Source organism: Kitasatospora sp. NPDC001175, from assembly GCF_053598215.1.
Genome location: NZ_JBSFJU010000008.1, coordinates 104,594 through 131,049, shown reverse-complemented (window position 1 = coordinate 131,049; position 26,456 = coordinate 104,594). Strand labels below are relative to the sequence as shown.

Sequence of the window (26,456 nt, the reverse complement as noted above, 5' to 3'; positions counted from 1 at the left end):
CCGTGGCGCGGGGGCGTCCGTGAATCACAGCGGTTGCCCCTCCCGCGGCATCCGGATGAACGTCCGGAACGCTATTGACATCCTCCCCCGGCCAAAAGGGTCGGCGGGCAGGGAGCGGCGGGAACCTCCGGCAGGTGCTTCACAGACATGACTTGAAGCCAGGTCCGGGCAACTGCCGTGCGATGGCCAGGAGTTAGACCGACCGGCAATAGGGCCCGCGGCGTCGCGTGCCGACAGCTCTCGCCTGGACGCACATTCCTCGTCGCGCGCAGCGCCGCTGCGCTCTCTTCCCCCAGCCTGACGGCCGGGGGGACCCCCGCACGATGCACGCCCAGACTCGGCTCTCGACCCTCCCCCAGCCTTCGGCCGGGAGGTGCCCCCTTCTTCTCCCACGCTCCCTATCGCCGGTCGGTCTTACTCAGAGGCGGTACAGGCGGCGGGCGTTGCCGGCCGAGACCATCCGCTCGATCCTGGCCGCGTCGGCCGCCGGACAGCCGCCGTCCGCCTGCCAGCCGGCGAGCAGCCGCCCGAGGCTGTGCCGGTACTGGGCGGCGCCGACCAGGAAGAGTTCGGGCAGCCCGTAGGCGTCGGTGGAGAACAGCACCTTGCCGAACGGGGCGAGTTCGAGCACCTCGCCGAGCACCTCGGCGGCCCGCGCACCGGTGTGCGTGACGGTGAGACCGATGTCCGCGTACACGTGTGGGAAGGAGGCGGCCAGCCAGGCGGCCTGTCGGTGGTACGGGTAGCCGTGCAGCAGCACCAGCGGAACGCCGCTGGGCTCGACGGCGCGGACGAAGTCGACCAGCAGCGCCGGGTCGGCCAGGTGCAGCCGCAGGTCGGGGTCGCCGAAACCGGTGTGCAGCTGGATCGGCAGGCCGAGCGGTTCGCAGACCTCGACGGCCGTCCACAACAGCCGGGCGAGCAGTACAGGGTCGGCCAGCCTGGTCCGGGGGCCGCTCAGCCAGGCGCCGGCCGCCCGGATCACCTCGGCCTCGTCCGGCGGCCCGGGGGGTACGGCCAGCCCGCACCGGTAACCGACTATGGACTTCAGCGCGGCGGCTTCGGCGCAGGCGCTCTCCAGCGCCGCCCGCACGGCCCGGGACCACCCCGCCGCGGTGCTGTCGACCCGCTCGGCGACGCTCTCCATCCGGACCACCTCGCGGACCTCCGCACCGGTGGCGGCAGCCAGCTCGGCCAGCGGGAGCAGGGGCCGCCCGGCGGCGCCGGTCAGTCCGGTGTCCACCAGGCAGCAGTCCAGGCCGGCCGCGGCCAGCAGCCGGGCGGTCGCCTCGGCGGGGCCCAGCTCGCGCCGCCGGACCAGGTAGTCCGCGGCCGGGGCGTACTCGGGCAGCCCGAGCGCGGGCGGGCACCAGCGGCGGACGGCCAGGCCGGTCGCACTGTCGAAGGGTGTGGTCCCGGCCGCGGGCGGCCGGTCGGACTCGGTGATCAGGGCGGCGAAGGCGGCCGGGTCCAGATCGGCGCGGACCACGCTGTGACAGTGCTGGTCGACCAGCCGCACGGTCAGTACCGCCAGCGGGTCGCGGCGATCAGCTCCTCCGCGCCGAGGCTGCCGAGGAGTTCCACCTCCGCCCGGCGGACCGCGAGCACCGCGGCGTGCAGCTGGGCACCGAGCGCCTCGCGCAGCAGGACGGACTTCTCGTAGGCGTCCACGGCCACCGACAGCTCGCCGGGGAGGCGCTCGACGCCGCTCTGTCCTGCCGGGTCGCCGTGCACCTCAGGCGGCAGCGAGCGGCCGGCGTCCAGCCCGGCGAGCCCGGCGGCGAGCACCGATCCGATCACCAGGTAGGGGTTGGCGGCCGCGTCGAAGCACTTGATCTCGGCGTTGGCCTGGGAGCCGGTGGAGCCGGTGATCAGCCGCAGCGCGGCCTCCCGGTTCTCCAGGCCCCAGCAGCGGAACGGCCCGGCCCAGCGGGAGGGCTGCAGCCGCAGGTAGCTGGCCACACTGGGAGCGCCGAGGGCCAGCAGCGCGGGCAGCTCGGCCAGCACTCCGGCGAAGAAGGTCTCCGCCTCGTCGTGCAGTCCGTAGGGCCCCGAGCCGCCGTGGCCGAGGCTCTGCTCGCCGCGCCACAGACTGAGGTGCAGATGGCCGCCGTTGCCGACGCCGTCCGCCGTGACCGCGGGCGCGAACGAGGCGCGCAGCCCGTAGCGCTGCGAGACGGCGCGCACCGTGTGCCGCACCAGCAGCGCGGTGTCGGCCGCCTCGATCGGGCCCTCGGCGGCGACCGAGACCTCGAACTGGCCCGGGGCGTACTCGGGATGGATCTGCAGGACCGTCAACTCCTGTGCGGTGAGCGCCCGCAGCACGTCCCGGAGGTAGTCGGAGTGCTCGATCATCCGGTTCATCCCGTACGCCGGGCCCTCGGTGGCGGGCCTGCCGTCGGCGTCGGTGACCACCCACTCGACCTCGAACCCGGCGCGCAACGAGAGACCGCGCCGGGCGAGGGCGTCCACCATCCGGCGCGCGAAGCGCCGCTGGCAGCCGGGGTGCGGGGTGCCGTCCTGGGTGTAGCGGTCGACCGGGGCCCAGGCCCAGCCGGGCTGCGCGGCCAGCCGGGAGAGTCTGGTCAGGTCGGGGACCAGCCGCAGGTCGCCCTCCGGGCCGGTGGTGAACGGGCTGCTGGTCATCGAGTCGTCCAGCAGGAACACGTCGAAGCTCGGCGAGGCGCCGACGCCCCACTCGGCGGCGTGCGCCAGCTGGCGGACCGGGATGGCCTTGACCCGGCTGATCCCGGCGTTGTCGACCCAGCCGAGCACCACGCCGTCGATGGCCTCGTCGGTGAGCTTGGCGGCGGCCAGCCGGGCCTGGGCTGCGCGTTCCGCACGGGGCTGCGTGGTGGTCATACGTCCATGCTGCCGTTCCCGCACTCGTTCGGGGGCCAACCGGGCGGATCCGTCACCCGTCCGGCTGGCGGCGGGGCCCGACGCGGGCCGGGCGGATCTGCGACCATGGGTGTCTCGGAGGTCTCCGGCGCCCGTACGGAAATTCGGTTGAAGCGGGCGCCGGCATCGCGGAGAGTGGTCAGTCTGGGCCTCGTCTGCGGTGAAGGGGGCGAAGACCGCACGAGCACATCCCGGCGCCTGTGACACAGGTCACCGGCCGGCCCGAAATATCCGGGGAGAGATTCCCCGTTTACCTCTTCGTCCGCACGATCCGGGGACGCATTCCCCGGATGCACCCATACCGACGGACCCACCTCGAAGGGAGCACCCGACCATGACCGTGACCGCCGCCAAGCCGGCCGGCCCCCGGCTCAGGGCCGACGCCTCCCGCAACCGGGAGCGGATCATCGTCGCCGCCCGCGAGGCCTTCGTCGAGTTCGGTGCGGACGTGCCGCTGGACGAGATCGCCCGCCGGGCCGGGGTCGGGAACGCCACGCTGTACCGCAACTTCCCGGACCGGCGCGAGCTGATCCTCCATGTGACGCTCTCGGTGCTCACCAACGTCGTCGGGCACGCCGAGGCGGCCATGGCCGAGGAGGCGGACACCTTCCAGGCCGTACGCCGCTTCGCGCTCGCGGCCGCCCGCGAGCGGATCGGCGCCCTGTGCCCGCTGCTCTCCGACCACATCGACCGATGCGACCCCGAACTCGCGGCCAGCCGCCTGCGGTTGACACAGGTGGTGACCGAGCTGGTGGCCCGCGCCCAGCGGGCCGGCCGGCTCCGTCCCGACGTCGCCGTCGGCGACTTCGTGGTCGTGCTCACCCAGCTCACCCGTCCACTGCCGGGCAGCGGATGCCTGGCCATGGACGGCTTCGTCCAGCGCCATCTCCAGATCTTCCTGGACGGCCTGGAGGCCCCGGCCCGCTCCATCCTGGACGGCCGCGCCGTGACCCTGGAGGACCTCAAGCGGCACAACTGACCTGCATCTGATCTGCGCTCCGACTTCTCGCACTTCTGCACGCTCTTGTACGTAGATGGGTACCCCCATGTCTGAATCCGCCCTGCAGCCGGATCCCCGGCGGTGGAAGGCCCTCGCCTTCATCGCCCTCGCCCAGCTGATGGTCGTGCTCGACGCGACCATCGTGAACATCGCCCTCCCGACCGCCCAGGCCGACCTCCACATCTCGGACGCCAACCGCCAGTGGGTGATCACCGCCTACGCCCTGGCCTTCGGCGGCCTGCTGCTGTTCGGCGGCCGGATCGCCGACCTGTGGGGACGGCGGCGGACCTTCATAGTCGGCCTGAGCGGCTTCGCGCTCGCCTCCGCGCTCGGCGGCGCCGCCGCCAACACCGGCATGCTGCTGGGCGCCCGCGCCCTGCAGGGCCTGTTCGGCGCGCTGCTCGCCCCCGCCGCGCTCTCGCTGCTCGCGGTGATGTTCACCGAGGCCCAGGAGCGGGCCAAGGCCTTCGGCATCTACGGCGCGATCGCCGGTGGCGGCAGCGCCATCGGTCTGACCCTCGGCGGCCTGCTCACCGAGTACCTGAACTGGCGCTGGACCTTCTTCGTCAACATTCCGTTCGCCGCGGTCGCCATCACCGGCGCCGTGCTGGTGATCCGCGAGCCCGCCCAGGGGCGCAACCGCAGCAAGCTGGACATCCCCGGTGTGCTGCTGGTGTCCACCGGCCTGGTCTCGCTGGTCTACGGCTTCACCCGGGCCGAGTCGGACGGCTGGACCGCGGGCACCACGCTGGGCCTGTTCGCCGCCGCGGTGGTGCTGCTGCTCGCCTTCGTGCTGGTCGAGCGCTCGGTCAAGGCCCCGCTGCTGCCGCTGCGCGTGGTCACCAACCGCAACCGCGCCGGCGTCTACCTCTCGCTGGGCCTGGCCGTGATCGGCATGTTCGGGCTCTTCCTGTTCCTGACCTACTACCTGCAGGTCGTGCTGCGGTACTCCCCGGTCGTCACCGGCCTGGCCTTCCTGCCGATGGTCGCCGGCATGATCACCGGTTCCACCCAGATCGGCGCCCGGCTGATGACCAAGGTCGCCCCGCGCCTGCTGATCGTGCCCGGCTTCACGGTCGCCTCGCTCGGCATGCTGATCCTCACCCAGATCAAGGTGGACAGCTCCTACCCGGTGCACATCCTGCCCGGCCTGATCCTGATGGGCCTCGGCATGGGTACCGCGTTCATGCCCGCGATGAGCCTGGCCACCTACGGGGTCGAGCCGCGCGACGCCGGTGTCGCCTCCGCCATGGTCAACACCTCGCAGCAGGTCGGCGGCGCGATCGGCACGGCGCTGCTGAACACCATCGCCACCAGCGCGATGACCTCGTGGATCAAGTCGCACCAGGCCCTGGCCCAGACCCCGCAGGGCAAGCTGGTGGGCATGGTGCACAGCTTCTCGACCGCGATCTGGTGCTCCTTCGGCATCCTGCTGCTGGCAGCGGCGATCGCCTTCGTCTTCATCAACGTCGGCCGCCCCAGCGCCCAGGAGCAGGCCGTCGAGCAGGAGGACGCCGTTCCGGTCCTGGCGCACTGACGCTACGGCTCCGAGGCCCCGAAGCCCCCGCCGCCCACCCTTGTCAAGGGAGGAGCGGCGGGGGCTTCGTCATGCCCGGACTCCGCCCGCAACTCTTCCTACGCGGCAGTAACTTCGCTACAGTGACCGCACGCACCACCGCCGGGCTTCGGGAGCCGCACCGGCGGGACCGGCGTCCGACGTGCCATCGCGCGTTCCACGGGCCCGGCGCGGATGCCCATTTCCCGGCCGAGCCCCGACTCGGGCGACGGCCGGCACTCCACCAGCGTCAGCGTCGCTTCAGCTCATCCAGCGCGCCTGAGCACCACGGCACTTCCGCAGCACGGCCGGAGCGGACCGGACCGTCCTGCGGTGCCGCAACCGTCATCACCACTCCCCCGCGCCGCCGCACCCTCCTCCGGTACGCCCGCGGCACAGCGCTGCCCCGGCGCAGTACCGGAGCGCGGCGCGGGGACCATGACAAGGAGTCAGGACTCATGAAGCGTCCCTTCCCCACCGTCGCCGTGGTCGGCCTCGGCACCATGGGCGCCGGTATCGCCGTGGCCGTCGCGCGCAGCGGCCGCCGGGTGATCGGCATCGAGGCCGGCCCGGACGCCGCCGCGCGGGCGCTGGCCCGGATCGAGGAGGCCACCGCGCACGCCGTCCAGCGCGAGCGGTTCACCGCCGAGGAGCGTACGGCACTGCTCGCGCTGATCTCGGTCGGCGACCGGCTGGACGCGGCGGCCGACGCCGACCTGGTGATCGAGGAGGTCCCCGAGCAGCTGGAGCTCAAGCGGGAGGTCTTCGCCGAGCTGGACCGGATCTGCCCGCCGGAGACCGTGCTGGCCACCGGCACGACCGCACTGTCGGTCACCCGGATCGCCGCCGCCACCGCCCGCCCCGAGCGGGTGCTGGGCCTGCACTTCTTCAACCCGGTGCACAGCATGAAGCTGGTCGAGGTGGTCCGCACCGTGCTGACCTCGCCGCAGACTGCCGAACAGGCCGCCGAGTTCGCCCGCGAGCTGGGCAAGGAGCCGGTCGCGGCCGGTGACCGGGCCGGGTTCGTGGTCAACGGCCTGCTGTTCGCGTACCTCAACCAGGCCGCCGCGATGTACGAGTCCAAGTACGCCACCCGGGAGGACATCGACGCCGCGATGCGGCTCGGCTGCGGCCTGCCGATGGGCCCGCTGGCGCTGCTGGACCTGATCGGTGTGGACACCGCCCGTACCGTGCTGGAGGCGATGTACGAGCAGTCCAGGGACCGGCTGCACGCCCCCGCGCCGATCCTCGGCCAGCTGGTCGCGGCCGGGCTGCTCGGCCGCAAGTCGGGCCGCGGCTTCTACACCTACGAGGCGCCGGGCTCGTCGAAGGTGGTCGCCGACCAGGCCGCCCGCACCGGCGCGCCCGCGGCCGCCGGGCGCCAGGTGCGCGCCGTCGGCGTCTGCGGCTCGGGCACCATGGCGACCGGGATCGCCGAGGTCTTCGCCAAGGCCGGGTACCGGGTGCTGCTCGCCGCCCGCAGCCAGGACAAGGCCGACCGGGCCCGGGCGCAGCTGGCCAGGTCGCTGGAGCGGTCGGTGGCCAAGGGCCGGCTGACCGAGGAGCAGTCCCGGGCGGCGCTGGAGCTGGTGGTCCCGACCGGTTCGTACGCCGAACTCGCCGACGTGGACCTGGTGGTGGAGGCGGTGGCCGAGGATCTGGCGGTCAAGCGCGAGCTGTTCGCGACCCTGGACAAGATCTGCAAGCCGGGCGCGGTGCTGGCCACCACCACCTCCAGCCTGCCGGTGATCAGTTGTGCGACCGCGACCTCGCGGCCGCAGGACGTGATCGGGATGCACTTCTTCAACCCGGCCCCGGCGATGAAGCTGGTCGAGGTGGTCTCCACCGTGCTGACCTCGGCCGATGTCACCACGACGGTACTGGAGTTGTGCGCCGCAGTGCGCAAGCACCCGGTGGGGTGCGGGGACCGGGCCGGGTTCATCGTCAACGCCCTGCTGTTCCCGTACCTGAACGACGCGGTGCGGATGCTGCAGGAGCACTACGCCACGGTGGACGACATCGACACCGCGATGAAGCTGGGCTGCGGCTACCCGATGGGCCCGTTCGAGCTGCTGGACGTGGTCGGGCTGGACGTGTCGCTGGCCATCGAGAAGGTGCTGCACCAGGAGTTCCGCGAGCCGGGTCTGGCGGCGGCGCCGCTGCTGGAGCACCTGGTGGCGGCGGGGTGCCTGGGCCGCAAGACCGGCCGCGGTTTCCGCGACCACGCACGCCGGTGACCGGCCGGCCGGCGCAGGGCCCTGCGCCCGGCTCCCGCCCGGTCGGCGGGCTGCCTCCGCGCCCGGCCTGGGGCCCGGGGACGGTCTCCTCCCGGTGGCCCCGGCCGGCCTCGACCGGGCCGGTGGCACCGGTGCGCCGCCCCAAGGCCGCGGGCCCGGCCGCCGGGGCGTGTAGCGTGCCTGACATGGATCGGGATCAGTCATCCGCGGAGCAGTCGGCCCTCGAAGAGGCACTGGCAGTACAGGCGCTGGCGGCGCAGTCGGCGGCGGGGGTCTCCTCCGCCGGTCACCGGCGGGCGGCGGCCCAACGGCAGCAGATGCGCCAGGACCTGGCCAAGGCCGCGATGGAGCTGTTCGCCTCGCAGGGGTACGAGGAGACGACGGTCGATCAGATCGCGGCCGAGGCCGGGGTGGCCCGGCGGACCTTCTTCCGGTACTTCCGCTCGAAGGAGGAGGCGATCTTCCCGGACCACGACGACACCCTGGTCCGGGTGGCCGACCTGCTGGCCAGCGCCGGGCCCGAGGAGCACCCGCTGGACGTGGTCTGCCGCGGCATCAAGGAGGTGCTGCGGATGTACGCCTCCACGCCCGGGGTGTCGGTGGCCCGGTACCAGCTGATCCGTCAGGTCCCGGCGCTGCGCGAGCGGGAGATCGCGGTGGTCTCCCGGTACGAGCGGCTGTTCACCCGGTACCTCCTCGGCCGGTTCGACGCGGCCGAGGAGATCCCGCCCGGCTGGCGGCGCGGCGGGGACGACGACTCGATGCTGGCCGAGGTGTCGGCGGCGGCCGTGGTCGCGGCGCACAACCACGTGCTGCGGCGCTGGCTGCGCGCGGGCGGCCACGGCGACGTCGAGGCGCAGCTGGACCACTCCTTCGAGGTCATCAGGGGGACGTTCTGGGCGACCGCTCCGCACCGGATGCGACGGCGTGGCACTCCCGTGGCACCCGGTGCCAGTGATGACACGCTGTCGGCTCTCGGAGGGGCGGCAGTGAGCGCACTGAGTGCCAGCCCCGGCGGTGAGGTGCTCATCACAGTGGCGCGCACCGACGCTCCGCTGGACCTGGTGGTGGACCGGATCAGGGCCGCGCTGAACGGCACTCCGGCAAGCTGATCACGCAGGTCAGACGGGTTTTCAGGGCCCGTTCCGCAGTAGCGGGACGGGCCCTTCCCGTGCCCGTTTCACGGCTTTCGAACGGCCGTCGCATTCACTCGAATTGATGACACCCAGTGTCTTTACGAGTGGCACAGGGTGCCACTACCTTGTTACTCGCCAGTCGCGGCGCCGCGGCTCCCCACCTCGGCGCGCCTCGTCCGGTGCGACTCCACCACCCGTCGCAGGCACCACCCACCCTCAGACCGACAGTGAAGCCGGTGTCCGCTCCCGGCTCCCCCAGACGCCCTGTGCAGCCCCTCACACAGGTACGCCTTCGGAGGCAGCCATGAAGGAAATCCTCGACGCGATCCTCAGCCCCGACAGCACCCCGGCGGACTTCGCCGCGCTCAAGCTGCCGGAGTCCTACCGAGCGGTGACGCTCCACAAGGACGAGGAGCAGATGTTCGCCGGCCTCGACAGCCGCGACAAGGATCCGCGCAAGTCCCTCCACCTCGACGAGGTGCCCCTCCCCGAACTCGGCCCGGGCGAGGCCCTGGTGGCCGTGATGGCCAGCGCGGTGAACTACAACACCGTCTGGAGCTCGATCTTCGAGCCGGTCTCCACCTTCGGCTTCCTCGAGCGGTACGGAAAGCTCTCCCCGCTCACCAAGCGCCACGACCTGCCGCACCACATCGTCGGCTCCGACCTCGCGGGCGTGGTGCTGCGCACCGGCGCCGGGGTCAACGCCTGGAAGCCCGGTGACGAGGTGGTCGCGCACTGCCTCTCGGTCGAACTGGAGTCCCCGGACGGCCACAACGACACGATGATGGACCCGGAGCAGCGCATCTGGGGCTTCGAGACCAACTTCGGCGGCCTGGCCCAGCTGGCGCTGGTGAAGACCAACCAGCTGCTGCCCAAGCCCAAGCACCTCACCTGGGAGGAGGCCGCCTCCCCCGGGCTGGTCAACTCCACCGCCTACCGCCAGCTGGTCTCGCGCAACGGCGCGGGCATGAAGCAGGGCGACAACGTGCTGATCTGGGGCGCCAGCGGCGGGCTCGGCTCGTACGCCACCCAGTACGCGCTGGCCGGCGGCGCCACCCCGATCTGCGTGGTCTCCAGCGAGCAGAAGGCGGAGATCTGCCGCGCCATGGGCGCCGAGGCGATCATCGACCGCTCCGCCGAGGGCTACCGGTTCTGGAAGGACGAGCACACCCAGGACCCGCGCGAGTGGAAGCGGTTCGGCTCCAGGATCCGCGAGTTCACCGGCGGCGAGGACGTGGACATCGTCTTCGAGCACCCGGGCCGGGAGACCTTCGGCGCCTCGGTGTACGTCACCCGCAAGGGCGGCACCATCGTCACCTGCGCCTCCACCTCCGGGTACATGCACCAGTACGACAACCGCTACCTGTGGATGTCGCTCAAGCGCATCGTGGGCTCGCACTTCGCCAACTACCGCGAGGCGTTCGAGGCCAACCGCCTGATCGCCAAGGGCAAGATCCACCCGACGGTCTCCAAGGTCTACCCCATGGAGCAGACCGGCCAGGCCGCCCTCGACGTCCACCACAACAAGCACCAGGGCAAGGTCGGCGTGCTCTGCCTGGCCCCGCAGGAGGGCCTGGGCGTGCGCAACGAGGAGTTCCGCGCCAAGCACATCGACGCGATCAACCGTTTCAGGAACATCTGATGACAGATCAGAAGCGTGACCGGCCCTGGCTGATGCGCACCTACGCCGGCCACTCCACGGCGAGCGACTCCAATGCGCTCTACCGCCGCAACCTCGCCAAGGGCCAGACCGGTCTGTCCGTCGCCTTCGACCTGCCGACCCAGACGGGTTACGACTCCGACCACGTGCTCGCGCGCGGCGAGGTCGGCCGGGTCGGCGTGCCGGTGGGCCATGTCGGCGACATGCGCACCCTGTTCGACGGCATCCCGCTCGAACAGACCAACACCTCGATGACGATCAACGCCACCGCGATGTGGCTGCTGGCGCTCTACCAGGTGGTCGCCGAGGAGCAGGGCGCCGACATCGCGAGGCTCACCGGCACCACCCAGAACGACATCGTCAAGGAGTACCTCTCGCGCGGGACGCACGTCTTCCCGCCCGGCCCGTCCGTGCGCCTGATCACCGACATGATCGCGTACACGGTCGCCAACATCCCCAAGTGGAACCCGATCAACATCTGCAGCTACCACCTGCAGGAGGCCGGGGCCACCCCGGTCCAGGAGATCGCGTACGCGATGTGCACCGCGATCTCCGTCCTGGACGCCGTCCGCGACTCCGGCCAGGTGCCGGAGATGCGGATGGGCGAAGTGGTCGGCCGGATCTCCTTCTTCGTGAACGCGGGCGTCCGCTTCGTCGAGGAGATGTGCAAGATGCGCGCCTTCGCCCAGCTGTGGGAGAAGGTGACCCGCGAGCGGTACGGCATCGAGGACCCGAAGCAGCGCCGCTTCCGCTACGGCGTCCAGGTCAACTCCCTCGGCCTGACCGAGGCGCAGCCGGAGAACAACGTCCAGCGCATCGTGCTGGAGATGCTCGCCGTCACGCTGTCCAAGGACGCCCGCGCCCGTGCCGTCCAACTGCCCGCCTGGAACGAGGCGTTGGGCCTGCCCCGGCCGTGGGACCAGCAGTGGTCGCTGCGGATCCAGCAGGTGCTCGCCTACGAGTCCGACCTGCTGGAGTACGGCGACATCTTCAACGGCTCCACGGTCGTCGAGGCCAAGACCGCCGAACTGCTCGCCGGGGCCGAGGCCGAGATCGCCAAGGTACTGGAGATGGGCGGGGTGATCCCGGCCGTCGAGTCCGGCTACCTGAAGTCCAACCTGGTGGCATCGCACGCCGCCCGCCGGGCCCGGATCGAGTCCGGCGAGGACAGGATCGTCGGGGTCAACTGCTTCGACACCACCGAGGAGAGCCCGCTCACCGCCGATCTGGACACCGCCATCATGGTGGTCGACCCGGCCTCCGAGCAGTCCGTCCTCACCGCGCTCGAACAGTGGCGGGCCGGCCGCGACGAGGCCGCCGCCCAGGCCGCATTGGAGCAGCTGAAGGCCACCGCCGCGACCAGCGACAACCTGATGCCCGCCACCCTGGCCTGCGCCCGCGCCGGCGTCACCACCGGCGAGTGGTCCTTCGCCCTGCGCGAGGTCTTCGGCGAGTACCGCGCCCCCACCGGGGTCGGCAGTGCGCCGGTCGCGGTGGCGGCCGAGCCCGGCGGCGAACTCGCCACCGTACGCGAGGCGGTGGCCGCCACCGCCGCCGAGCTGGGTGCGGGCAAGCTGCGGCTGCTGGTCGGCAAGCCCGGCCTGGACGGCCACTCCAACGGCGCCGAGCAGATCGCGGTCCGCGCCCGCGACGCCGGTTTCGAGGTCGTCTACCAGGGCATCCGGCTGACGCCCGAGCAGATAGTCTCCGCCGCGGTCGCCGAGGACGTGCACTGCGTCGGCCTGTCGATCCTCTCCGGAGCCCACCCGGAGCTGGTTCCCGACGTGCTGCAGCGGCTGCGCCGGGCAGGGGTGGAGGATGTGCCCGTCGTCGTGGGTGGCATCATCCCGGCTGCGGACGCCGAGGCCCTCAAGGCCGCGGGGGTCGCAGCAGTCTTCACCCCGAAGGACTTCGGCATCACCACCATCATCGGCCGGATCGTGGACGAGATCCGGCTGGCCAACAGGCTCCAGCCTTGGGCCGCGACGCTGCCCACCGACCAGCACGCCGCGACCAGCTGACCCCGGAAGGAACCACCCGCACATGACCGCACAACCGTCGCCCGCCGCCGTCAACCACCTGCGGCCCCGCCGCTCCTGCCTGGCCGTTCCCGGCAGCAACCCGCGCTTCCTGGAGAAGGCCCAGGGCCTGGCCGCCGACCAGGTCTTCCTCGACCTGGAGGACGCCTGCGCCCCGCTGGTCAAGGAGAGCGCCCGCCACAACATCGTGGACGCCCTCAACAGCGGCGACTGGGGCGGCAAGACCCGCGTCGTCCGGGTCAACGACTGGACCACCCACTGGACGTACCGGGACGTCGTCACGGTCGTCGAGGGCGCCGGCCCGAACCTCGACTGCATCATGCTGCCCAAGGTCCAGGACGCCACCCAGGTCAAGGCGCTCGACCTGCTGCTCACCCAGATCGAGAAGACCATGGGCTTCGAGGTCGGCCGGATCGGCATCGAGGCGCAGATCGAGAACGCCAAGGGCCTGGTCAACGTCGACGAGATCGCCGCCGCCTCGCCGCGCCTGGAGACCATCATCTTCGGCCCGGCCGACTTCATGGCCTCGATCAACATGAAGACCCTGGTGGTCGGCCAGCAGCCCCCCGGCTACCCGGCGGACGCCTACCACTACATCCTGATGCGCATCCTGATGGCCGCCCGCGCCAACGACCTGCAGGCCATCGACGGTCCCTTCCTGCAGATCCGCAACCCCGACGGCTACCGCGAGGTGGCCGGCCGCGCCGCCGCGCTGGGCTTCGACGGCAAGTGGGTGCTGCACCCGGACCAGGTCGCCATCGCCAACGAGGTCTTCTCCCCCAGCCAGGAGGACTACGACCACGCCGAGCTGATCCTGGACGCCTACGAGTGGTGCACCTCGGAGGCCGGCGGCGCCAAGGGCTCCGCGATGCTCGGCGACGAGATGATCGACGAGGCCAGCCGCAAGATGGCCCTGGTCATCGCGGGCAAGGGCCGCGCCGCCGGGCTCCGGCGCACCTCCAAGTTCGAGCCCCCGCAGTCCTGACCCGCCGAGGAGACCACTGAGATGCAGTTCGGACGCACCTACGAGGAGTTCGAGGTCGGCGCGGTCTACAAGCACTGGCCCGGCAAGACGGTCACCGAGTACGACGACCACCTCTTCTGCCTGCTCACCATGAACCACCACCCGCTCCACATGGACGCCAACTATGCGGAGAAGACGACGGACTTCGGCAAGAACGTCGTGGTGGGCAACTACATCTACTCCCTGCTGCTCGGCATGTCCGTCCCGGACGTCTCCGGAAAGGCCATCGCCAACCTGGAGATCGAGTCGCTGCGCCACATCGCGCCGACCTTCCACGGCGACACGATCTACGGCGAGACGACGGTGCTCGACAAGTGGCCGTCCAAGTCCAAGGACGACCGCGGCATCGTCTACGTCGAGACCAAGGGCTACAAGCAGGACGGTACGGTCGTCTGCATCTTCCGGCGCAAGGTGATGGTGCCGACCGAGACGTACATCAAGGAGCGCGGCAAGGGGGCACCTCCCGGCCGCCAGGCTGGGGGAGAGCAGCCCGGCCGTCCCACTCCGCTCTCCTGAGGTCCCCCGGATCTCCCAAGGCCCCGGTCGGGTAGGCCGCCGTCATCGGCCGACCCCCATCCGGACACGGGGGCCCTGCTGCCGCAGCCACGCCGGCAGGGTCCCCGTACACCCCCTCACCCGCCGCCGCTCGGGACGCACTGCGCGCGGCGAGACCTCTAACACCTCTCTTCTTCTCTCTATATACGGAGTCGCACGATGGGACGCCTCGCACAGACCGACGGCCTCACCGAGATTCAGCGGGACATCCTCGCCACCGTGCGGGACTTTGTCGACAAGGAGATCATCCCGGTCGCCACCGAGTTGGAGCACAAGGACGAGTACCCGACCGCGATCGTGGAGGGGATGAAGCAGCTCGGCCTGTTCGGCCTGACCATCCCCGAGGAGTTCGGCGGCCTCGGCGAGTCGCTGCTGACCTACGCGCTGGTGGTCGAGGAGATCGCCCGCGGCTGGATGTCGGTATCCGGCATCGTCAACACGCACTTCATCGTCGCGCACATGATCAACGCGCACGGCACCCAGGAGCAGAAGGAGTACTTCCTGCCCAGGATGGCGGCCGGCGAGATCCGCGGCGCCTTCTCGATGTCCGAGCCCGGCCTCGGCTCCGACGTGGCGGCGATCACCACGAAGGGCGTCAAGGACGGCGACTTCTACGTCCTCAACGGCCAGAAGATGTGGCTGACCAACGGCGGCACCTCCACCCTGGTCGCGGTCCTGTGCCGGACGGACGAGGGCGGCTCCACGCCGTACAAGAACATGACCACCTTCCTGATCGAGAAGACTCCCGGCTTCGGGCCCAACCCGACCGTCCCCGGCCTCACCGTGCCCGGGAAGATCGAGAAGATGGGCTACAAGGGCGTCGACACCACCGAGCTGGTGCTCCAGGACGTCCGGCTCCCGGCCGGCCGGATCCTGGGCGGGGTCCCCGGCAAGGGCTTCTACCAGATGATGGACGGCGTCGAGGTCGGCCGGGTCAACGTCGCCGCCCGCGGCTGCGGCGTCGCCCGCCGCGCCTTCGAGCTGGGCATCTCCTACGCCCAGCAGCGGTCCACCTTCGGCAAGAAGATCGCCGAGCACCAGGCGATCCAGTTCAAGCTGGCCGAGATGGCCACCAAGGTAGAGGCCGCGCACCAGATGATGGTGATGGCCGCCCGCAAGAAGGACAGCGGCGAACGCAACGACCTCGAGGCCGGCATGGCGAAGTACCTCGCCTCCGAGTACTGCAAGGAGGTCGTCGAGGACGCCTTCCGGATCCACGGCGGCTACGGATTCTCCAAGGAGTACGAGATCGAGCGCCTCTACCGCGAGGCCCCGATGCTGCTGATCGGTGAAGGTACTGCGGAGATCCAGAAGATGATCGTGGGACGCCGCCTGCTGGAGGAGTACCGCATCGCGGAGTGAGCGGAGCAACACGCCGGTGACCCAGCGGCCGGATTCCGGCCATGCCGGACTCGGTCAACGCCGATTCCGGGCTCGGGGAACACCGTGCAGTAGAGCCATTCGAAGGCCGGGGGGCAGGCGTGCGGGCCCGCCTCCGGGCCCCGCCGTACCGCGCGGTCCCCGGGCCTGGTCAGCCATCGGGGGCGGTACGGCGGTTCGGGGAAGGTCGTAGGGCGCGCACCCATAGGTGCGCGCCCTACGGCACATCCGCACGCCTCGAGACGCCCAGGAAGGCTCCCAGGGCGTGCTCAGCACCCTGTCGAACCCCTCCCGAGGGGGCGGTGCCGCCACCTGACCGGCAGTCAGTCGGGACCCGTCCCGTCGCTCTCACCCGAATTGAGACATGGGTCACGCGCCTCGTTCAGCCCCTTGGGGAACCGCGTCGAACCGAGCTACGGTCGTACACATAGCAGGCACAGATCGGCGCCGCACCGGACTCCTGAACACGCAGGCGGCTTGCCCACCTACCGCCTGGTCCCGATAGCATCCACCGGGACAGTAGCCGTCCCCATCTCAACCGATCCCCGCGGTGGCCCCCGTCCAGCGGCCATGATCCCCCGCGACTAAGGTCTTCGATGCCCATCAGCCCGTCCCCTCACACCTCCGCTCCGACCGGCGCCTTCGACGCCCCGGCGGATGGTCGGCGTCCCCGCGTGACGATCGCGCGCGGTGCCACCCCCTGGTTCGTCCCGACCCTGGCCACTGCCGCCCTCACCACCGCCCTCACCCGGCGGAACGGCAAGTGGGCCCTGGCAGCGGTACCGGCCTGCGCGCTCGGCGCGGGCATGCTGTGGTTCTTCCGCGACCCGGAGCGCGAGATCGGCACCGGCAGAGTGATCTCCCCGGCCGACGGTGTGGTGCAGAGCATCGACGCCTGGCCGGACGGCCGCACCCGGATCGCGATCTTCATGAGCCCGCTCAACGTCCACGTCAACCGCGCGCCGCTGCCCGGCACGGTGACGTCGGTGGAGCACGTCGCCGGTGGCTACGTCCCGGCGTTCAACAAGGACAGCGACCGCAACGAGCGGGTCGTCTGGCACTTCGACACCGAGCTCGGCGACATCGAGATGGTGCAGATCGCGGGGGCCGTGGCCCGCCGCATCGTGCCGTACGTGGACGCCGGCACCAAGGTCGAGCAGGGCGAGCGGATCGGACTGATCCGCTTCGGCTCTCGCGTAGACACCTACCTGCCGGCCGGCGTCGAGGTCGGCGTAGAGGTCGGCCAGAAGACCACTGCCGGGGTGACGCGCCTTGACCGTGACTGATCCTGAGACTCTCGTCGGCCTGAGTGACGAGGAGGAGACCAGCCTGCACCGCCGCCGCTGGGCGCGCGACCGCGAGCTGCGCGCTCCCCGCTCGCCGCAGCACCTCTCCACCGCCGACTTCCTGACCCTCGGCAACGCCGTCTGCGGCTTCATGGCGATCTACTCGATCACCACCGGGGTGCTGATGCCGCACCTGATGGGCGACTCGATGCCGAACCGGCACAGCGCCGCCACCGCGGTGACGCTGCTGCTGATCGGCTCGATGTGCGACCTGTTCGACGGCCTGGTCGCCCGCAAGCTGCGCTCCTCGGCACTCGGCGCGGAGCTCGACAACCTGGCCGACCTGATCAGCTTCGGCATCGCGCCGGCCTACTTCGTCGCGGTCTGGGGCATCGTCTCGCCGGACAGCAACCAGCAGCTCTCGGCGTTCATCGCGGTGACCGTGCTGCTCGCGGTGGTGCTGCGGCTGGCCCGGTTCTCGGCCGTCAAGATGCGGCCCGGGATCTTCCAGGGCATGCCCTGCCCGATGGGCGCGATGACGGTGATCGCCATCGTGCTGCTCGAGCCGCCGCTGCTGCTCGGGCTGCTGATGATCCTCGGTGTGGCGTACCTGATGGTGAGCCGGATCGAGTACCCGAAGCCGCAGGGGCTGCTCGCCACCGCGACGCTCTGCTGGATCGTGGTCTCCATCGGCTGCCTGGCGGCCTGGGCGGCCGGCCTGCCCGGCGGTGACACGCTGATGCACATCGGGGCGATCGCGCAGATCACGCTGGCGGCGATGGCTCCGCTGCTGGTCATCCGCCGCAAGGTGGGGCAGAAGGTGGGCGACGTGCGCGCCCGCCGCGCGGAGTCGCGGGGCTACTGAGGCCCACCCTGAACACCGGAAGGGGCCCGGATCCTTGAACAGGATCCGGGCCCCTTCGTCGTTCTCGGGGAACCCTGCAGAGGGCCTTCGCACGGAATCCGGGGCACGAGCGTCCGCTGCCCGGAGGACCGGGCCGTCCCTCCCCGGGACCCGGCACTCTGCCGCCCGGAGGGGCTAGGCGCCGCCGCGGTGCACGCTGAAGGCGGAGCGGCGGGCCGCGCGGGCGACGGCGGGGTCGGGATGGACGCCCGCGACGGCCGTGAGGACCGAGGCCGCGCGGGGGTGGCCGGACTGGCGGGCCCGGTTGAACAGTCGCACCGGCTCGCCCGCCGAAGCGCCCTCCACATGGCCGACCAGCAGCTCGGTCTCACCGTGGTCCAGTACGGCGGCGGCCGTGTCCACCCAGAGCCAGGCGGCGTCCACCGCCCCGAGCACATCGGCCGGGGAGACCCCCTCGTCCGACTGCTCGGCCAGCCAGAGCAGCGCGTAGGGCCGCAGCACCGGCTCGTCCACGGCGGCCCGGACGCCCTGCTCGGCGGTGCCCCCGGCGACCCGGAGCGCCTCGAAGGCGAGCCCGCGCAGCAGCGCGTCCTCGCCCCGGGCGGCGTCCAGCAGCTCGGCGACCGCGCGGTCCACGGGACGGGCGGCGACCCAGGCCCGGTACTCGGCGCGGGCCGGGCCCGGGGAGTAGTTGGCGCAGGCGTCCAGCAGCTCCAGGGCGCTCTGCTCGATGTGCCCGGCGGCCGTCTGGGCGACCGTGCAGATCTCCTCCAGCTTGGCGCGCACGGCCCAGTGCCCGAGCAGCGAGAGCTCCGCGGCCTCGTCCCGGCGGACCAGGGCGCCGACGGCGGCGAGGCCGTCCAGCATCCAGTCGAGGACGGCGGCGACGTCGGAGGGGGCGACCGGCGGGGAGTCCACCTGCGGCTCGCGGCAGGTGCCGCGGACGGCGGAGACGGCCGAGGCCGCGTGCGGGACCGGGGAGAGCGCCAGGGTGCCCGTCCCGACGCCGTGGCGGCGCTCGTCCAGGCCCCGGCGGAGCAGCTCCAGCAGCTCGCCGTCGGAGACCGGGCCGTCCACCAGGTGCAGGAAGGACAGCAACTGCGGCGCGTGGTCGACGGCCTGCCCGGCGAGCACGGCGAAGACCCCGCGCATCGCGGCGGGCGGAACGGGGGCGACCAGCGTCCAGGAGTCGAACAGCGCGGACCAGCCCCGGATCACGGCCTCGTCGTCGTGCTCCCAGGCGTGCAGCCGCCAGCCCGGCCCGGCGCCGCCCTCGCGCGGCTCGACCAGGCCCACCAGCAGGGCCTGACCCCAGGCCTTGGCCGCGGCGCCGACCGTCATCGCCAGGGCGTGTCCGGCGTCCCGGGCGTCCTCGGGGAGCAGCTCGCCCCGGCGGTCGACCTTGTCGAGCTCGCCGGCCCAGCGCGCGATCCGTACGGCGTCCGCGAGCATCCGGCGGGCCAGCGGGGCGAGCTCGGCCGGAGCGGGGAAACCGTCGGGCACCGGGACTCTCCCGCGCCCCGGCTTGGGTGCCGGGACGCGGCGGCGGGCTCCGGCGGGGTGGCCGGGGTACGCGCCGTCGGCGCGGCGGGCCGCACCGGGCAGACGGGTCACCGTCGCACCGGTACCGATCGTCGGCTGGAGCGGGGCATCACGGTCGCGCGGGTTCCGAGACGTCACGCCGTGCAGTCTTCCCCGTGCACCGGCCTTCTGTCACATCGGGTTCGGCGCGTCTTCGGCCGCCCGGTGTGAAGAGGTGGAAGAGATCGGGCAACAACCCGCAAACCGGGCTTGACATTCGAATGGTTGGCTTGTTCTGACTGTCGTGCACCCAACAAATCGATCGACCATCCGCCAGATCCGCACCGGAACCGGACCCTCGACACTTCCAGCTAATGTGATTGAATATCTACGGAGAGTGACAGTGTTTTCAGAGTAGCGGAGTGAGCCAGCGCCTCAGCACCTCGGCGTAGCCGTCCGAGTCGGCGTTCCAGAGCTGGGCGTGCTCCGCGTCCGGCACCTCGTGCAGGCTCACCAGGTCCCAGCGGCGGTGCGCCAGCCGGCGGGCGGCCTCGATCGGTGCGATGCCGTCGGCCGGGCTGCCCAGCAGCAGGGTCGGGAGGTGCAGGTCAGTACCGTCCGCGAGACGGGCGAGGGCCGCCGGGTCCACCTTGGTACGGCCTTCGGCGGCCAGGGCGCCGAGCTCGGCGAGGACACCCGGGACACCGGCGCGGACGCTCTCCCGGCGGACGCTCTCCTGCCAGTCGAGGATCGGGGAGTCCAGCACCAGTCCGGCGACCGACTCCCGCCGGGTGGACCTGGCGGCGGTCAACAGGCACATCGTGGCGCCCAGCGACCAGCCGTACAGCACGACCCGTCCCGCGCCACTCTCCAGGGCGAGCCCTACGGCCGCCTCGACGTCCCGCCACTCTGTCTCACCGAAGTGGCCGAGTCCGTCCGGTGGGTGCGGGGCGTCGGCGTCGCCCCGGTAGGTCACGGTCAGCGTCGGCAGTTTCAGCGAGTTCAGCACCGGGAGCACCGGGAGCGCCTGGGTGCGGTCGGCGCCCGGGCCGTGCACCAGGATCACCCAGGTGCCGCGCATGGCGTGGACGTACCAGGCGGGCAGCAGCCCGAGGTCGCCCTGGGCGACGGTCTCGGTGAAGTCGAGGCCGAGGGCGGTGGCCGGATCGCCGAGGTGGACCCGGGGGGTCAGCTCGACCTCGGTGCCGACGGTGAGGGTTCCGCTGTCGACACGCTCCAGCCGGCGGGTGACGGTCTGGATGTCGGTGCGCAGCACCCCGCCGACCACCGCGTGGCCGCCGCCGGCCCACTCCAGCGCGTACCGGCCCGCGCGTACGGTCTGCGGGGCCCGGGTGAGGGTGACGTGTCCGGCGGCGACCTCGTGCACCCGCAGTGTGGCGGCCAGGCCCGGCTTCCCGGGCTGCGGACGGACCGTGCGCTCGGACACCCTGCGGCCGATCAGGATGACCGCAGCTCCGGCTCCTACTGCGGTGGCCGCCACGGCGGCGGCGGTTCCCCAACGCATAGTGCTCCCCGGTGTGACCTTCATGGGCGGTACCTTCCAGTCCACTCTCCGCACGGCGGGCCTGCCACCGGGGCGTAGTCCGTCCGTGCGGACGGTGGGCCGGGCCTTCGCGGCGGCGGGCAGCCGGGCGGCTCCGCGGAGCCGGCGCCACCCCCGTGCGGTGTGCCGCGCGGTGGGCGGTGGACGGCCGAGACGGCTGTGATCAAGCCCTCCGCGCGGTTTGTTGACTCCCGGTCGCGGACCGTGGTGGGATCTTTCAGCCAAACGGAGGCATGCAGAGGAAGCCGGTGCGAATCCGGCGCGGTCCCGCCACTGTCACCGGGGAGCACGCTCGACTCATGGTCACGGCGGTCCGGTCGTCCGGCTGCTGGAAGGCCCGAGGGTGTGTCCGACCCGGGAGCCAGGAGACTCTCGCCCCCGGTACGTCGATCCAGGGCGCGGACCCTGAGTGAGGACACGCACGCCATGCAGGCTGCCCTGGCCGCTGTGCGGCCGCCGTTCGACCCGGCCGTGCCCGCCTTGCGGTCCGCCTCCGCCGCTGTGTCCGCACCGTGCCCCGCCTGAACCGCGCCGCCGCCTTCGCACTGGGCAGTGTCGCCGGCTACCTGGCCGACGCCGTCCTCGCCGACCCCCGGCGCGGGCATCCGGTAGCCGTCTTCGGTGCCGCCGCCGGGCGGGTGGAGCGCGCGCTCTGGCGCGACCGGCGGGCGGCGGGCGCCGGGTACACCGCAGTCTGCGTCGGTTCGGTCGCGGCCGGGGCGCACCTCGCCGAGCGGGCGCTCGGGCGCAGCCGGTACGGGCAGGCGGCGCTGGCCGCCGCCGCGACCTGGACGGTGCTCGGCGGTACCTCGCTCACCCGGGAGGCCAGGACGATCGGCCGTTCGCTGCGGGCCGGCGATCTGGCCGCCGCCCGGGAGCGGCTGCCGCACCTGTGCGGCCGCGACCCCAGCACGCTGGACGAGCAGCAGATCGCCCGCGCCGTCGTCGAGTCGGTGGCCGAGAACACCGCCGACGCCGTGGTCAACGCGCTGGCCTGGGGTGCGCTGGCCGGTACGCCGGGGCTGCTCGCCTTCCGGGCCGTCAACACGCTGGACGCGATGGTCGGTCACCGCTCGCCGCGCCATCTGCGCTTCGGCTGGGCCTCGGCCCGGCTGGACGACGTGGCCGGCTGGCCCGGTGCCCGGCTGACCGCCCTGCTCACGGTGGCCGCCGCGCCCGAGCCGCGGACCGCCTGGCGGGTCTGGCGCCGGGACGGCTCCGCGCACCCGAGCCCCAATGCCGGGCAGGCCGAGTCGTGCTTCGCCGGGGCGCTCGGGGTGCGGCTGGGCGGGACGCTGCGGTACGGCGAGCGGGTGGAGCACCGGCCGGTGCTCGGTGGGGAGTTGCGGCCGGTCGAGGTGGCGGACATCGAGCGGGCGTGTCAGCTCTCCCGACGGGTCGGGGCGTTGGCGCTGGCGGTCACCGTGACCGGGCGGGCGCTGTGGACCTGGCGGCGGGGGCGGTCGTGAGCGGCAACCCGGGAACGAGTGGCCGCAGAAGGACTGTTGAGTGGAGCGGAGGAGCATGAGCGGGGCACTGCTGGTCGCCGGGACGACCTCGGACGCGGGCAAGAGTGTGGTCACGGCGGGCATCTGCCGCTGGCTGGCCAGGCAGGGCGTGCGGGTGGCGCCGTTCAAGGCGCAGAACATGTCGCTCAACTCCTTCGTCACCGCCGACGGCGCCGAGATCGGCCGCGCCCAGGCGATGCAGGCGCAGGCCGCCCGCATCGAGCCGGAGGCTGCGATGAACCCCGTGCTGCTGAAGCCCGGCGGCGACGGCCGCAGTCAGGTGGTGCTGCTCGGCAGGCCGGTCGCCGAGGTGGGCGCGCTGGACTACCGCGAGCGCAAGCCCGTACTGCTGGAGCGGGCTCTGGAGTGCCTGGCCGATCTGCGCAGCCGGTACGAGGTGGTGGTCTGCGAGGGCGCGGGCTCGCCGGCCGAGATCAATCTGCGGGACCGGGACATCGCCAACATGGGGCTGGCCACGGCCGCCGGACTGCCGGTGGTGGTGGTCGGGGACATCGACCGGGGCGGGGTCTTCGCCGCGATGTACGGCACGCTGGCACTGCTCTCGGCCGAAGACCAGCGGCATGTCGCGGGCTGGTTCGTCAACAAGTTCCGGGGCGACGCCAGGCTGCTGGCGCCCGGTCTGGAGATGCTGCGTCAGCTGACGGGCCGCCCGGTGCTCGGCACCCTGCCGATGCTCTCCGGGCTGTGGCTGGACGCCGAGGACTCGCTCGACCTGACCACGGTGGTGGACCGGGCGGAGGCGAGCGGGCCGGTCGGCCGGGACGTCCTGCGGGTGGCAGTGGTGCGCTTCCCGAGGCTCTCCAACTTCACCGACGTGGACGCGCTGGCGCAGGAGCCCGGCGTGCTGGTCCGCTGGGCGACCCGGCCAGAGGAGCTGGCCGACGCCGACCTGGTGGTGCTGCCCGGCACCCGGGCCACCGTCGCCGACCTGGCCTGGCTGCGCGAGCGCGGCCTGGAGCCCGCACTGAAGGCGCGGGTGGCCGCCGGGCTGCCGGTGCTCGGGATCTGCGGCGGATACCAGATGCTCGGGCGGGTGATCGTGGACGAGGTGGAGTCCAGGGCCGGCGAGGTCGCCGGGCTCGGCCTGCTGCCGACCCGGGTGGTCTTCGGTGCCGAGAAGGTGCTGGCCCGGCCGGTCGGCGAGGCGCTCGGCGAGCGGGTCGAGGGCTACGAGATCCACCACGGTGTGGTGTCGGTCGAGGGCGGCGAGACCTTCGTCACCGACGGCCGCGGACACGGCCTGGACGGCTGCCGCCTCGGCCCGGTCTGGGGCACCACCTGGCACGGCGTGCTGGAGAACGACGCCTTCCGCCGCCGACTGCTGCGCCGGATCGCCGAGTCGTCCGGGCGGGAGTTCGTCCCCGCGCCGGACACCTCGTTCGCGGCGGCCCGGGAGGCCAGGCTCGACCGGCTCGGCGACCTGATCGAGGAGCACGCCGACACCGATGCGCTGTGGAAGCTGATCGAGAACGGGGTACTGGACGGACTGCCGTTCCTTCCGCCCGGTGCACCGCGACTGATGGAGAGCTGAGAGCTGATGAGTGACCTCCCGTACCCGTTCACCGCGATCGTCGGCATGGCCGACCTGCGGCTCGGGCTGCTGCTCAACGCCGTCTCCCCGGCGGTGGGCGGGGTGCTGGTGCGCGGCGAGAAGGGGACCGCCAAGTCGACCATGGTGCGCGCGCTGGCCGGCCTGCTGCCGTCGATCGCAACCGTGCCCGGATGCCGGTTCGCCTGCGACCCCGCGGCGGCCGATCCGCAGTGTCCGGACGGCCCGCACGCCCCGCAGCCCGCCGAGCAGCGCCCGGCGCACCTGGTCGAGCTGCCGGTCGGCGTCTCCGAGGACCGGATCGTCGGCTCGCTCGACCTGGAGCGGGCGCTGGCCGAGGGCGTCAAGGCCTACGAGCCGGGACTGCTGGCCAAGGCGCACCGGGGCGTGCTCTACATCGACGAGGTCAACCTGCTGCAGGACCACGTGGTCGACCTGCTGCTGGACGCCGCCGCGATGGGCCGCTCCTACGTGGAGCGCGAGGGCGTATCGGTGCGGCACGCGGCCAGGTTCCTGCTGGTCGGGACGATGAACCCGGAGGAGGGCGAGCTGCGTCCGCAGCTGCTCGACCGCTTCGGCCTCACGGTCGAGATCGCCGCCACCCGCGACCCGGACGAGCGGGCCGAGGTCGTCCGGCGGCGACTCTCTTACGACGCCGACCCGGCGGGCTTCGCCGCGCGGTACGCGGACGACGAGCGGGCGCTGGCCGAACGGATCACCGCGGCACGGGAGTTGCTGCCGAAGGTGGCACTCACTGATCTGGCGCTGCGTCAAATCACCGCCGTGTGCGCGGCGTTCGAGGTGGACGGCCTGCGGGCGGACATCGTGATGGCCCGGACGGCGGTCGCGCTGGCGGCCTGGGACGGGCGCACCGAGGTGGCGGAGGAGGACGTCCGCCGGGCCGCGCGGCTCGCCCTGCCGCACCGGCGCCGGCGCAACCCCTTCGACGCGCCCGGGCTGGACGAGGAACAGCTGGACCGGACGCTGGCGGAGCACTCGGAGCCGTCCGGCCCCGACGAGGACCCCGGCCAGACCCTCGACCAGGGCCCCGATGGCGACGGCGACGGGCCGGGCGACGGCGGCCCCGGTGGCGGCGGTGGAGCTCCCGCACCGGGTGACGCCCCCGACGGCGCCGCCGCCGCGCAGAGCGAGCCCGCCCCGGAGGCGGGCGTCCCGCCGCAGGGCACGGGCGGCGGCGCCAAGGCGCCGGTGGCCGCCGCCGGAGACCCGTACCGCACCAGGCTGTTCAAGGTGCCCGGCACCGGGAAGGGCGCCCAGGGCCGCCGCTCCCCCGCCGAGACCGACGGCGGGCACACCGTCCGGGCGCGCCGTCCGCAGGGCGCGCTGCACCGGCTGCACCTGAGCGCCACGCTGCGCGCCGCCGCCCCGCACCAGCTGGCGCGGGGCCGCGACTCACGCGCCCTGGTGCTGCACCGGGACGACTTCCGCGAACAGGTGCGCCAGGGCCGGGAGTCCAACCTGGTGCTGTTCGTGGTGGACGCCTCCGGGTCGATGGCCGCGCGACAGCGGATGACGGCGGTCAAGGGCGCGGTGATGTCGCTGCTGATGGACGCCTACCAGCGCCGCGACAAGATCGGGATGATCACCTTCCGGGGTTCGGCCGCCGAGCTGGCACTGCCGCCCACCTCCTCGGTGGAGGTCGGCGCCGCCCGGCTGGAGCAGCTGCCGACCGGCGGCCGTACGCCGCTCGCGGCCGGCCTGCTGCGCGCGCACGAGGTGCTGCGGGTGGAGCGGATGCGCGACCCGCACCGCCGTCCGCTGCTGATGGTGGTCACCGACGGCCGGGCCACCGGCGGGCGGGACGCGCTGGCCCAGGCCGGGCGGGCGGCCGGGCTGCTGGCCGGGCAGGGCGTGGCGAGCGTGGTGCTGGACTGCGAGTCCGGCCCGGTGCGCCTGGGGCTCGCCCGCACCCTCGCCGCCCAACTGCGCGCCTCCGCAGTGACCTTGGACGAGCTGCGGGCCGACGGCGTCACCGCACTGGTCCACGCGCACCGCACCGCCTCCTACGACCGAAAGGCAGCCTGAGCCATGCCGAAGGGCATTCCCGAGTCCGTCCCCGATGACGGCCTGACGACCCGCCAGCGTCGCACCCTGCCGATCACCGCCGTCCACACCGGCCCCGGCAAGGGCAAGTCCACCGCCGCCTTCGGGATGGCGCTGCGGGCCTGGAACCAGGGCTGGTCCATCGGGGTGTTCCAGTTCGTGAAGTCCGCCAAGTGGAAGGTCGGCGAGGAGAACGCGCTGCGCGTGCTCGGCGCCTCCGACCAGGGCGGCACGGTGGACTGGCACAAGATGGGCGAGGGCTGGTCCTGGCTGCAGCGGTCCACCGAGATGACGATGTCCAGCGAGGAGGCGGCCAAGGAGGGCTGGGAGCAGGTCAAGCGCGACCTGGCCGCCGAGCGTTACCGCTTCTACGTGCTGGACGAGTTCACCTACCCCATGCACTGGGGCTGGGTCGACGTGGCCGAGGTGCTGGAGGTGCTGGGGGAGCGCCCCGGCAGCCAGCATGTGGTGATCACCGGCCGCTACGCGCCCGAGGAGCTGACCTCCTTCGCCGACCTGGTGACCGAGATGACCAAGGTGAAGCACCCCATGGACGCCGGCCGCAAGGGCCAGCGCGGGATCGAGTGGTAG

Annotated in this window: 19 protein-coding genes and 1 riboswitch; of the genes, 15 read left to right on the top strand and 4 right to left on the bottom strand. The window is 72.4% G+C overall.

From position 1 onward, the window contains the following. Window positions 1–418: 418 nt before the first annotated feature. Together ACWDAK_RS08865 and ACWDAK_RS08860 are read right to left on the bottom strand one after the other, a co-directional pair. Complete coding sequence (locus tag ACWDAK_RS08865) at window positions 419–1,489, bottom strand: amidohydrolase family protein (protein WP_427394876.1); 1,071 nt, start codon at window positions 1,487–1,489, stop codon at window positions 419–421. A gap of 32 nt (window positions 1,490–1,521) precedes the next feature. Next, window positions 1,522–2,862, bottom strand: a complete 1,341-nt coding sequence (locus ACWDAK_RS08860) for a glutamine synthetase family protein (protein WP_344635363.1) — start codon at window positions 2,860–2,862, stop codon at window positions 1,522–1,524. Window positions 2,863–3,235: 373 nt separating this feature from the next. Here ACWDAK_RS08860 and ACWDAK_RS08855 point away from each other — a divergent pair, with 373 nt between their 5' ends. The 11 genes from ACWDAK_RS08855 (at window position 3,236) to ACWDAK_RS08805 (ending at window position 17,638) form a co-directional block, all read left to right on the top strand. Continuing rightward, a complete protein-coding gene (locus tag ACWDAK_RS08855; protein ID WP_344635362.1) occupies window positions 3,236–3,880 on the top strand; it encodes a TetR/AcrR family transcriptional regulator in 645 nt (214 codons plus the stop codon). Between the two features lie 67 nt (window positions 3,881–3,947). Beyond that, a complete protein-coding gene (locus tag ACWDAK_RS08850; protein WP_344635361.1) occupies window positions 3,948–5,438 on the top strand; it encodes an MFS transporter in 1,491 nt (496 codons plus the stop codon). A 476-nt stretch (window positions 5,439–5,914) separates the two neighbouring features. After that, window positions 5,915–7,693 carry a 3-hydroxyacyl-CoA dehydrogenase family protein gene (locus tag ACWDAK_RS08845; RefSeq protein WP_344635360.1) on the top strand — a complete coding sequence of 593 codons (1,779 nt, stop codon included), beginning with the start codon at window positions 5,915–5,917 and terminating at the stop codon, window positions 7,691–7,693. A gap of 185 nt (window positions 7,694–7,878) precedes the next feature. Beyond that, complete coding sequence (locus tag ACWDAK_RS08840) at window positions 7,879–8,805, top strand: TetR family transcriptional regulator (RefSeq protein WP_344635359.1); 927 nt, start codon at window positions 7,879–7,881, stop codon at window positions 8,803–8,805. A gap of 328 nt (window positions 8,806–9,133) precedes the next feature. Beyond that, window positions 9,134–10,471: a crotonyl-CoA carboxylase/reductase gene (gene ccrA, locus ACWDAK_RS08835; protein ID WP_344635358.1), complete on the top strand. Its 1,338-nt coding sequence runs from the start codon at window positions 9,134–9,136 to the stop codon at window positions 10,469–10,471. Next, window positions 10,471–12,510, top strand: coding sequence for a protein meaA (locus tag ACWDAK_RS08830; RefSeq protein ID WP_427394875.1), 2,040 nt, complete (start codon window positions 10,471–10,473; stop codon window positions 12,508–12,510). Before ccrA ends, ACWDAK_RS08830 begins: the two co-directional genes overlap by 1 nt. A 22-nt stretch (window positions 12,511–12,532) precedes the next feature. Then, window positions 12,533–13,513, top strand: coding sequence for an HpcH/HpaI aldolase/citrate lyase family protein (locus ACWDAK_RS08825; protein WP_427394874.1), 981 nt, complete (start codon window positions 12,533–12,535; stop codon window positions 13,511–13,513). 21 nt (window positions 13,514–13,534) lie between these two features. Continuing rightward, window positions 13,535–14,068 (top strand): MaoC family dehydratase, encoded by a 534-nt coding sequence (locus tag ACWDAK_RS08820; protein WP_344635355.1) that lies wholly within the window; start codon window positions 13,535–13,537, stop codon window positions 14,066–14,068. Between the two features lie 198 nt (window positions 14,069–14,266). After that, window positions 14,267–15,469, top strand: a complete 1,203-nt coding sequence (locus ACWDAK_RS08815) for an acyl-CoA dehydrogenase family protein (protein ID WP_427394873.1) — start codon at window positions 14,267–14,269, stop codon at window positions 15,467–15,469. A 614-nt stretch (window positions 15,470–16,083) separates the two neighbouring features. Then, a complete protein-coding gene (locus ACWDAK_RS08810; RefSeq protein WP_344635353.1) occupies window positions 16,084–16,773 on the top strand; it encodes a phosphatidylserine decarboxylase in 690 nt (229 codons plus the stop codon). Then, a complete protein-coding gene (locus ACWDAK_RS08805) occupies window positions 16,760–17,638 on the top strand; it encodes a CDP-alcohol phosphatidyltransferase family protein (RefSeq protein ID WP_427394081.1) in 879 nt (292 codons plus the stop codon). The genes ACWDAK_RS08810 and ACWDAK_RS08805 overlap by 14 nt, the downstream gene beginning before the upstream one ends. Before the next feature lie 174 nt (window positions 17,639–17,812). Here ACWDAK_RS08805 and ACWDAK_RS08800 read toward each other — a convergent pair whose 3' ends face one another. Together ACWDAK_RS08800 and ACWDAK_RS08795 are read right to left on the bottom strand one after the other, a co-directional pair. Next, window positions 17,813–19,318 (bottom strand): hypothetical protein, encoded by a 1,506-nt coding sequence (locus tag ACWDAK_RS08800; RefSeq protein ID WP_344635352.1) that lies wholly within the window; start codon window positions 19,316–19,318, stop codon window positions 17,813–17,815. 250 nt (window positions 19,319–19,568) lie between these two features. Continuing rightward, window positions 19,569–20,684 carry an alpha/beta hydrolase family protein gene (locus tag ACWDAK_RS08795; protein WP_427394080.1) on the bottom strand — a complete coding sequence of 372 codons (1,116 nt, stop codon included), beginning with the start codon at window positions 20,682–20,684 and terminating at the stop codon, window positions 19,569–19,571. Window positions 20,685–20,935: 251 nt separating this feature from the next. After that, a riboswitch (cobalamin riboswitch) is annotated at window positions 20,936–21,117 on the top strand. Between the two features lie 118 nt (window positions 21,118–21,235). Here ACWDAK_RS08795 and ACWDAK_RS08790 point away from each other — a divergent pair. Genes ACWDAK_RS08790 through cobO form a run of 4 tightly spaced genes read left to right on the top strand, consistent with a single transcriptional unit; the run spans window position 21,236 to window position 26,456 of the window. Continuing rightward, window positions 21,236–22,192 carry a cobalamin biosynthesis protein gene (locus tag ACWDAK_RS08790; RefSeq protein ID WP_344635350.1) on the top strand — a complete coding sequence of 319 codons (957 nt, stop codon included), beginning with the start codon at window positions 21,236–21,238 and terminating at the stop codon, window positions 22,190–22,192. 55 nt (window positions 22,193–22,247) lie between these two features. Then, on the top strand, window positions 22,248–23,783 hold the full coding sequence (locus tag ACWDAK_RS08785) for a cobyric acid synthase (protein ID WP_427394079.1): 1,536 nt from the start codon (window positions 22,248–22,250) through the stop codon (window positions 23,781–23,783). A 6-nt stretch (window positions 23,784–23,789) separates the two neighbouring features. Beyond that, window positions 23,790–25,847 carry a putative cobaltochelatase gene (locus ACWDAK_RS08780; protein ID WP_427394078.1) on the top strand — a complete coding sequence of 686 codons (2,058 nt, stop codon included), beginning with the start codon at window positions 23,790–23,792 and terminating at the stop codon, window positions 25,845–25,847. Between the two features lie 3 nt (window positions 25,848–25,850). After that, window positions 25,851–26,456, top strand: coding sequence for a cob(I)yrinic acid a,c-diamide adenosyltransferase (gene cobO / locus ACWDAK_RS08775; RefSeq protein ID WP_344635347.1), 606 nt, complete (start codon window positions 25,851–25,853; stop codon window positions 26,454–26,456).

What these genes read in the sequence shown, in the direction of transcription:
- ACWDAK_RS08860 (WP_344635363.1), bottom strand. Translation starts at nt 2,862, where the DNA reads ATGACCACCACGCAGCCCCGTGCGGAACGCGCAGCCCAGGCCCGGCTG.
- ACWDAK_RS08780 (WP_427394078.1), top strand. Translation starts at nt 23,790, where the DNA reads ATGAGTGACCTCCCGTACCCGTTCACCGCGATCGTCGGCATGGCCGAC.
- ACWDAK_RS08825 (WP_427394874.1), top strand. Translation starts at nt 12,533, where the DNA reads ATGACCGCACAACCGTCGCCCGCCGCCGTCAACCACCTGCGGCCCCGC.
- ACWDAK_RS08820 (WP_344635355.1), top strand. Translation starts at nt 13,535, where the DNA reads ATGCAGTTCGGACGCACCTACGAGGAGTTCGAGGTCGGCGCGGTCTAC.
- ACWDAK_RS08840 (WP_344635359.1), top strand. Translation starts at nt 7,879, where the DNA reads ATGGATCGGGATCAGTCATCCGCGGAGCAGTCGGCCCTCGAAGAGGCA.
- ACWDAK_RS08845 (WP_344635360.1), top strand. Translation starts at nt 5,915, where the DNA reads ATGAAGCGTCCCTTCCCCACCGTCGCCGTGGTCGGCCTCGGCACCATG.
- ACWDAK_RS08855 (WP_344635362.1), top strand. Translation starts at nt 3,236, where the DNA reads ATGACCGTGACCGCCGCCAAGCCGGCCGGCCCCCGGCTCAGGGCCGAC.
- ACWDAK_RS08785 (WP_427394079.1), top strand. Translation starts at nt 22,248, where the DNA reads ATGAGCGGGGCACTGCTGGTCGCCGGGACGACCTCGGACGCGGGCAAG.
- ACWDAK_RS08850 (WP_344635361.1), top strand. Translation starts at nt 3,948, where the DNA reads ATGTCTGAATCCGCCCTGCAGCCGGATCCCCGGCGGTGGAAGGCCCTC.
- cobO (WP_344635347.1), top strand. Translation starts at nt 25,851, where the DNA reads ATGCCGAAGGGCATTCCCGAGTCCGTCCCCGATGACGGCCTGACGACC.
- ACWDAK_RS08810 (WP_344635353.1), top strand. Translation starts at nt 16,084, where the DNA reads ATGCCCATCAGCCCGTCCCCTCACACCTCCGCTCCGACCGGCGCCTTC.
- ccrA (WP_344635358.1), top strand. Translation starts at nt 9,134, where the DNA reads ATGAAGGAAATCCTCGACGCGATCCTCAGCCCCGACAGCACCCCGGCG.
- ACWDAK_RS08830 (WP_427394875.1), top strand. Translation starts at nt 10,471, where the DNA reads ATGACAGATCAGAAGCGTGACCGGCCCTGGCTGATGCGCACCTACGCC.
- ACWDAK_RS08815 (WP_427394873.1), top strand. Translation starts at nt 14,267, where the DNA reads ATGGGACGCCTCGCACAGACCGACGGCCTCACCGAGATTCAGCGGGAC.
- ACWDAK_RS08795 (WP_427394080.1), bottom strand. Translation starts at nt 20,684, where the DNA reads ATGCGTTGGGGAACCGCCGCCGCCGTGGCGGCCACCGCAGTAGGAGCC.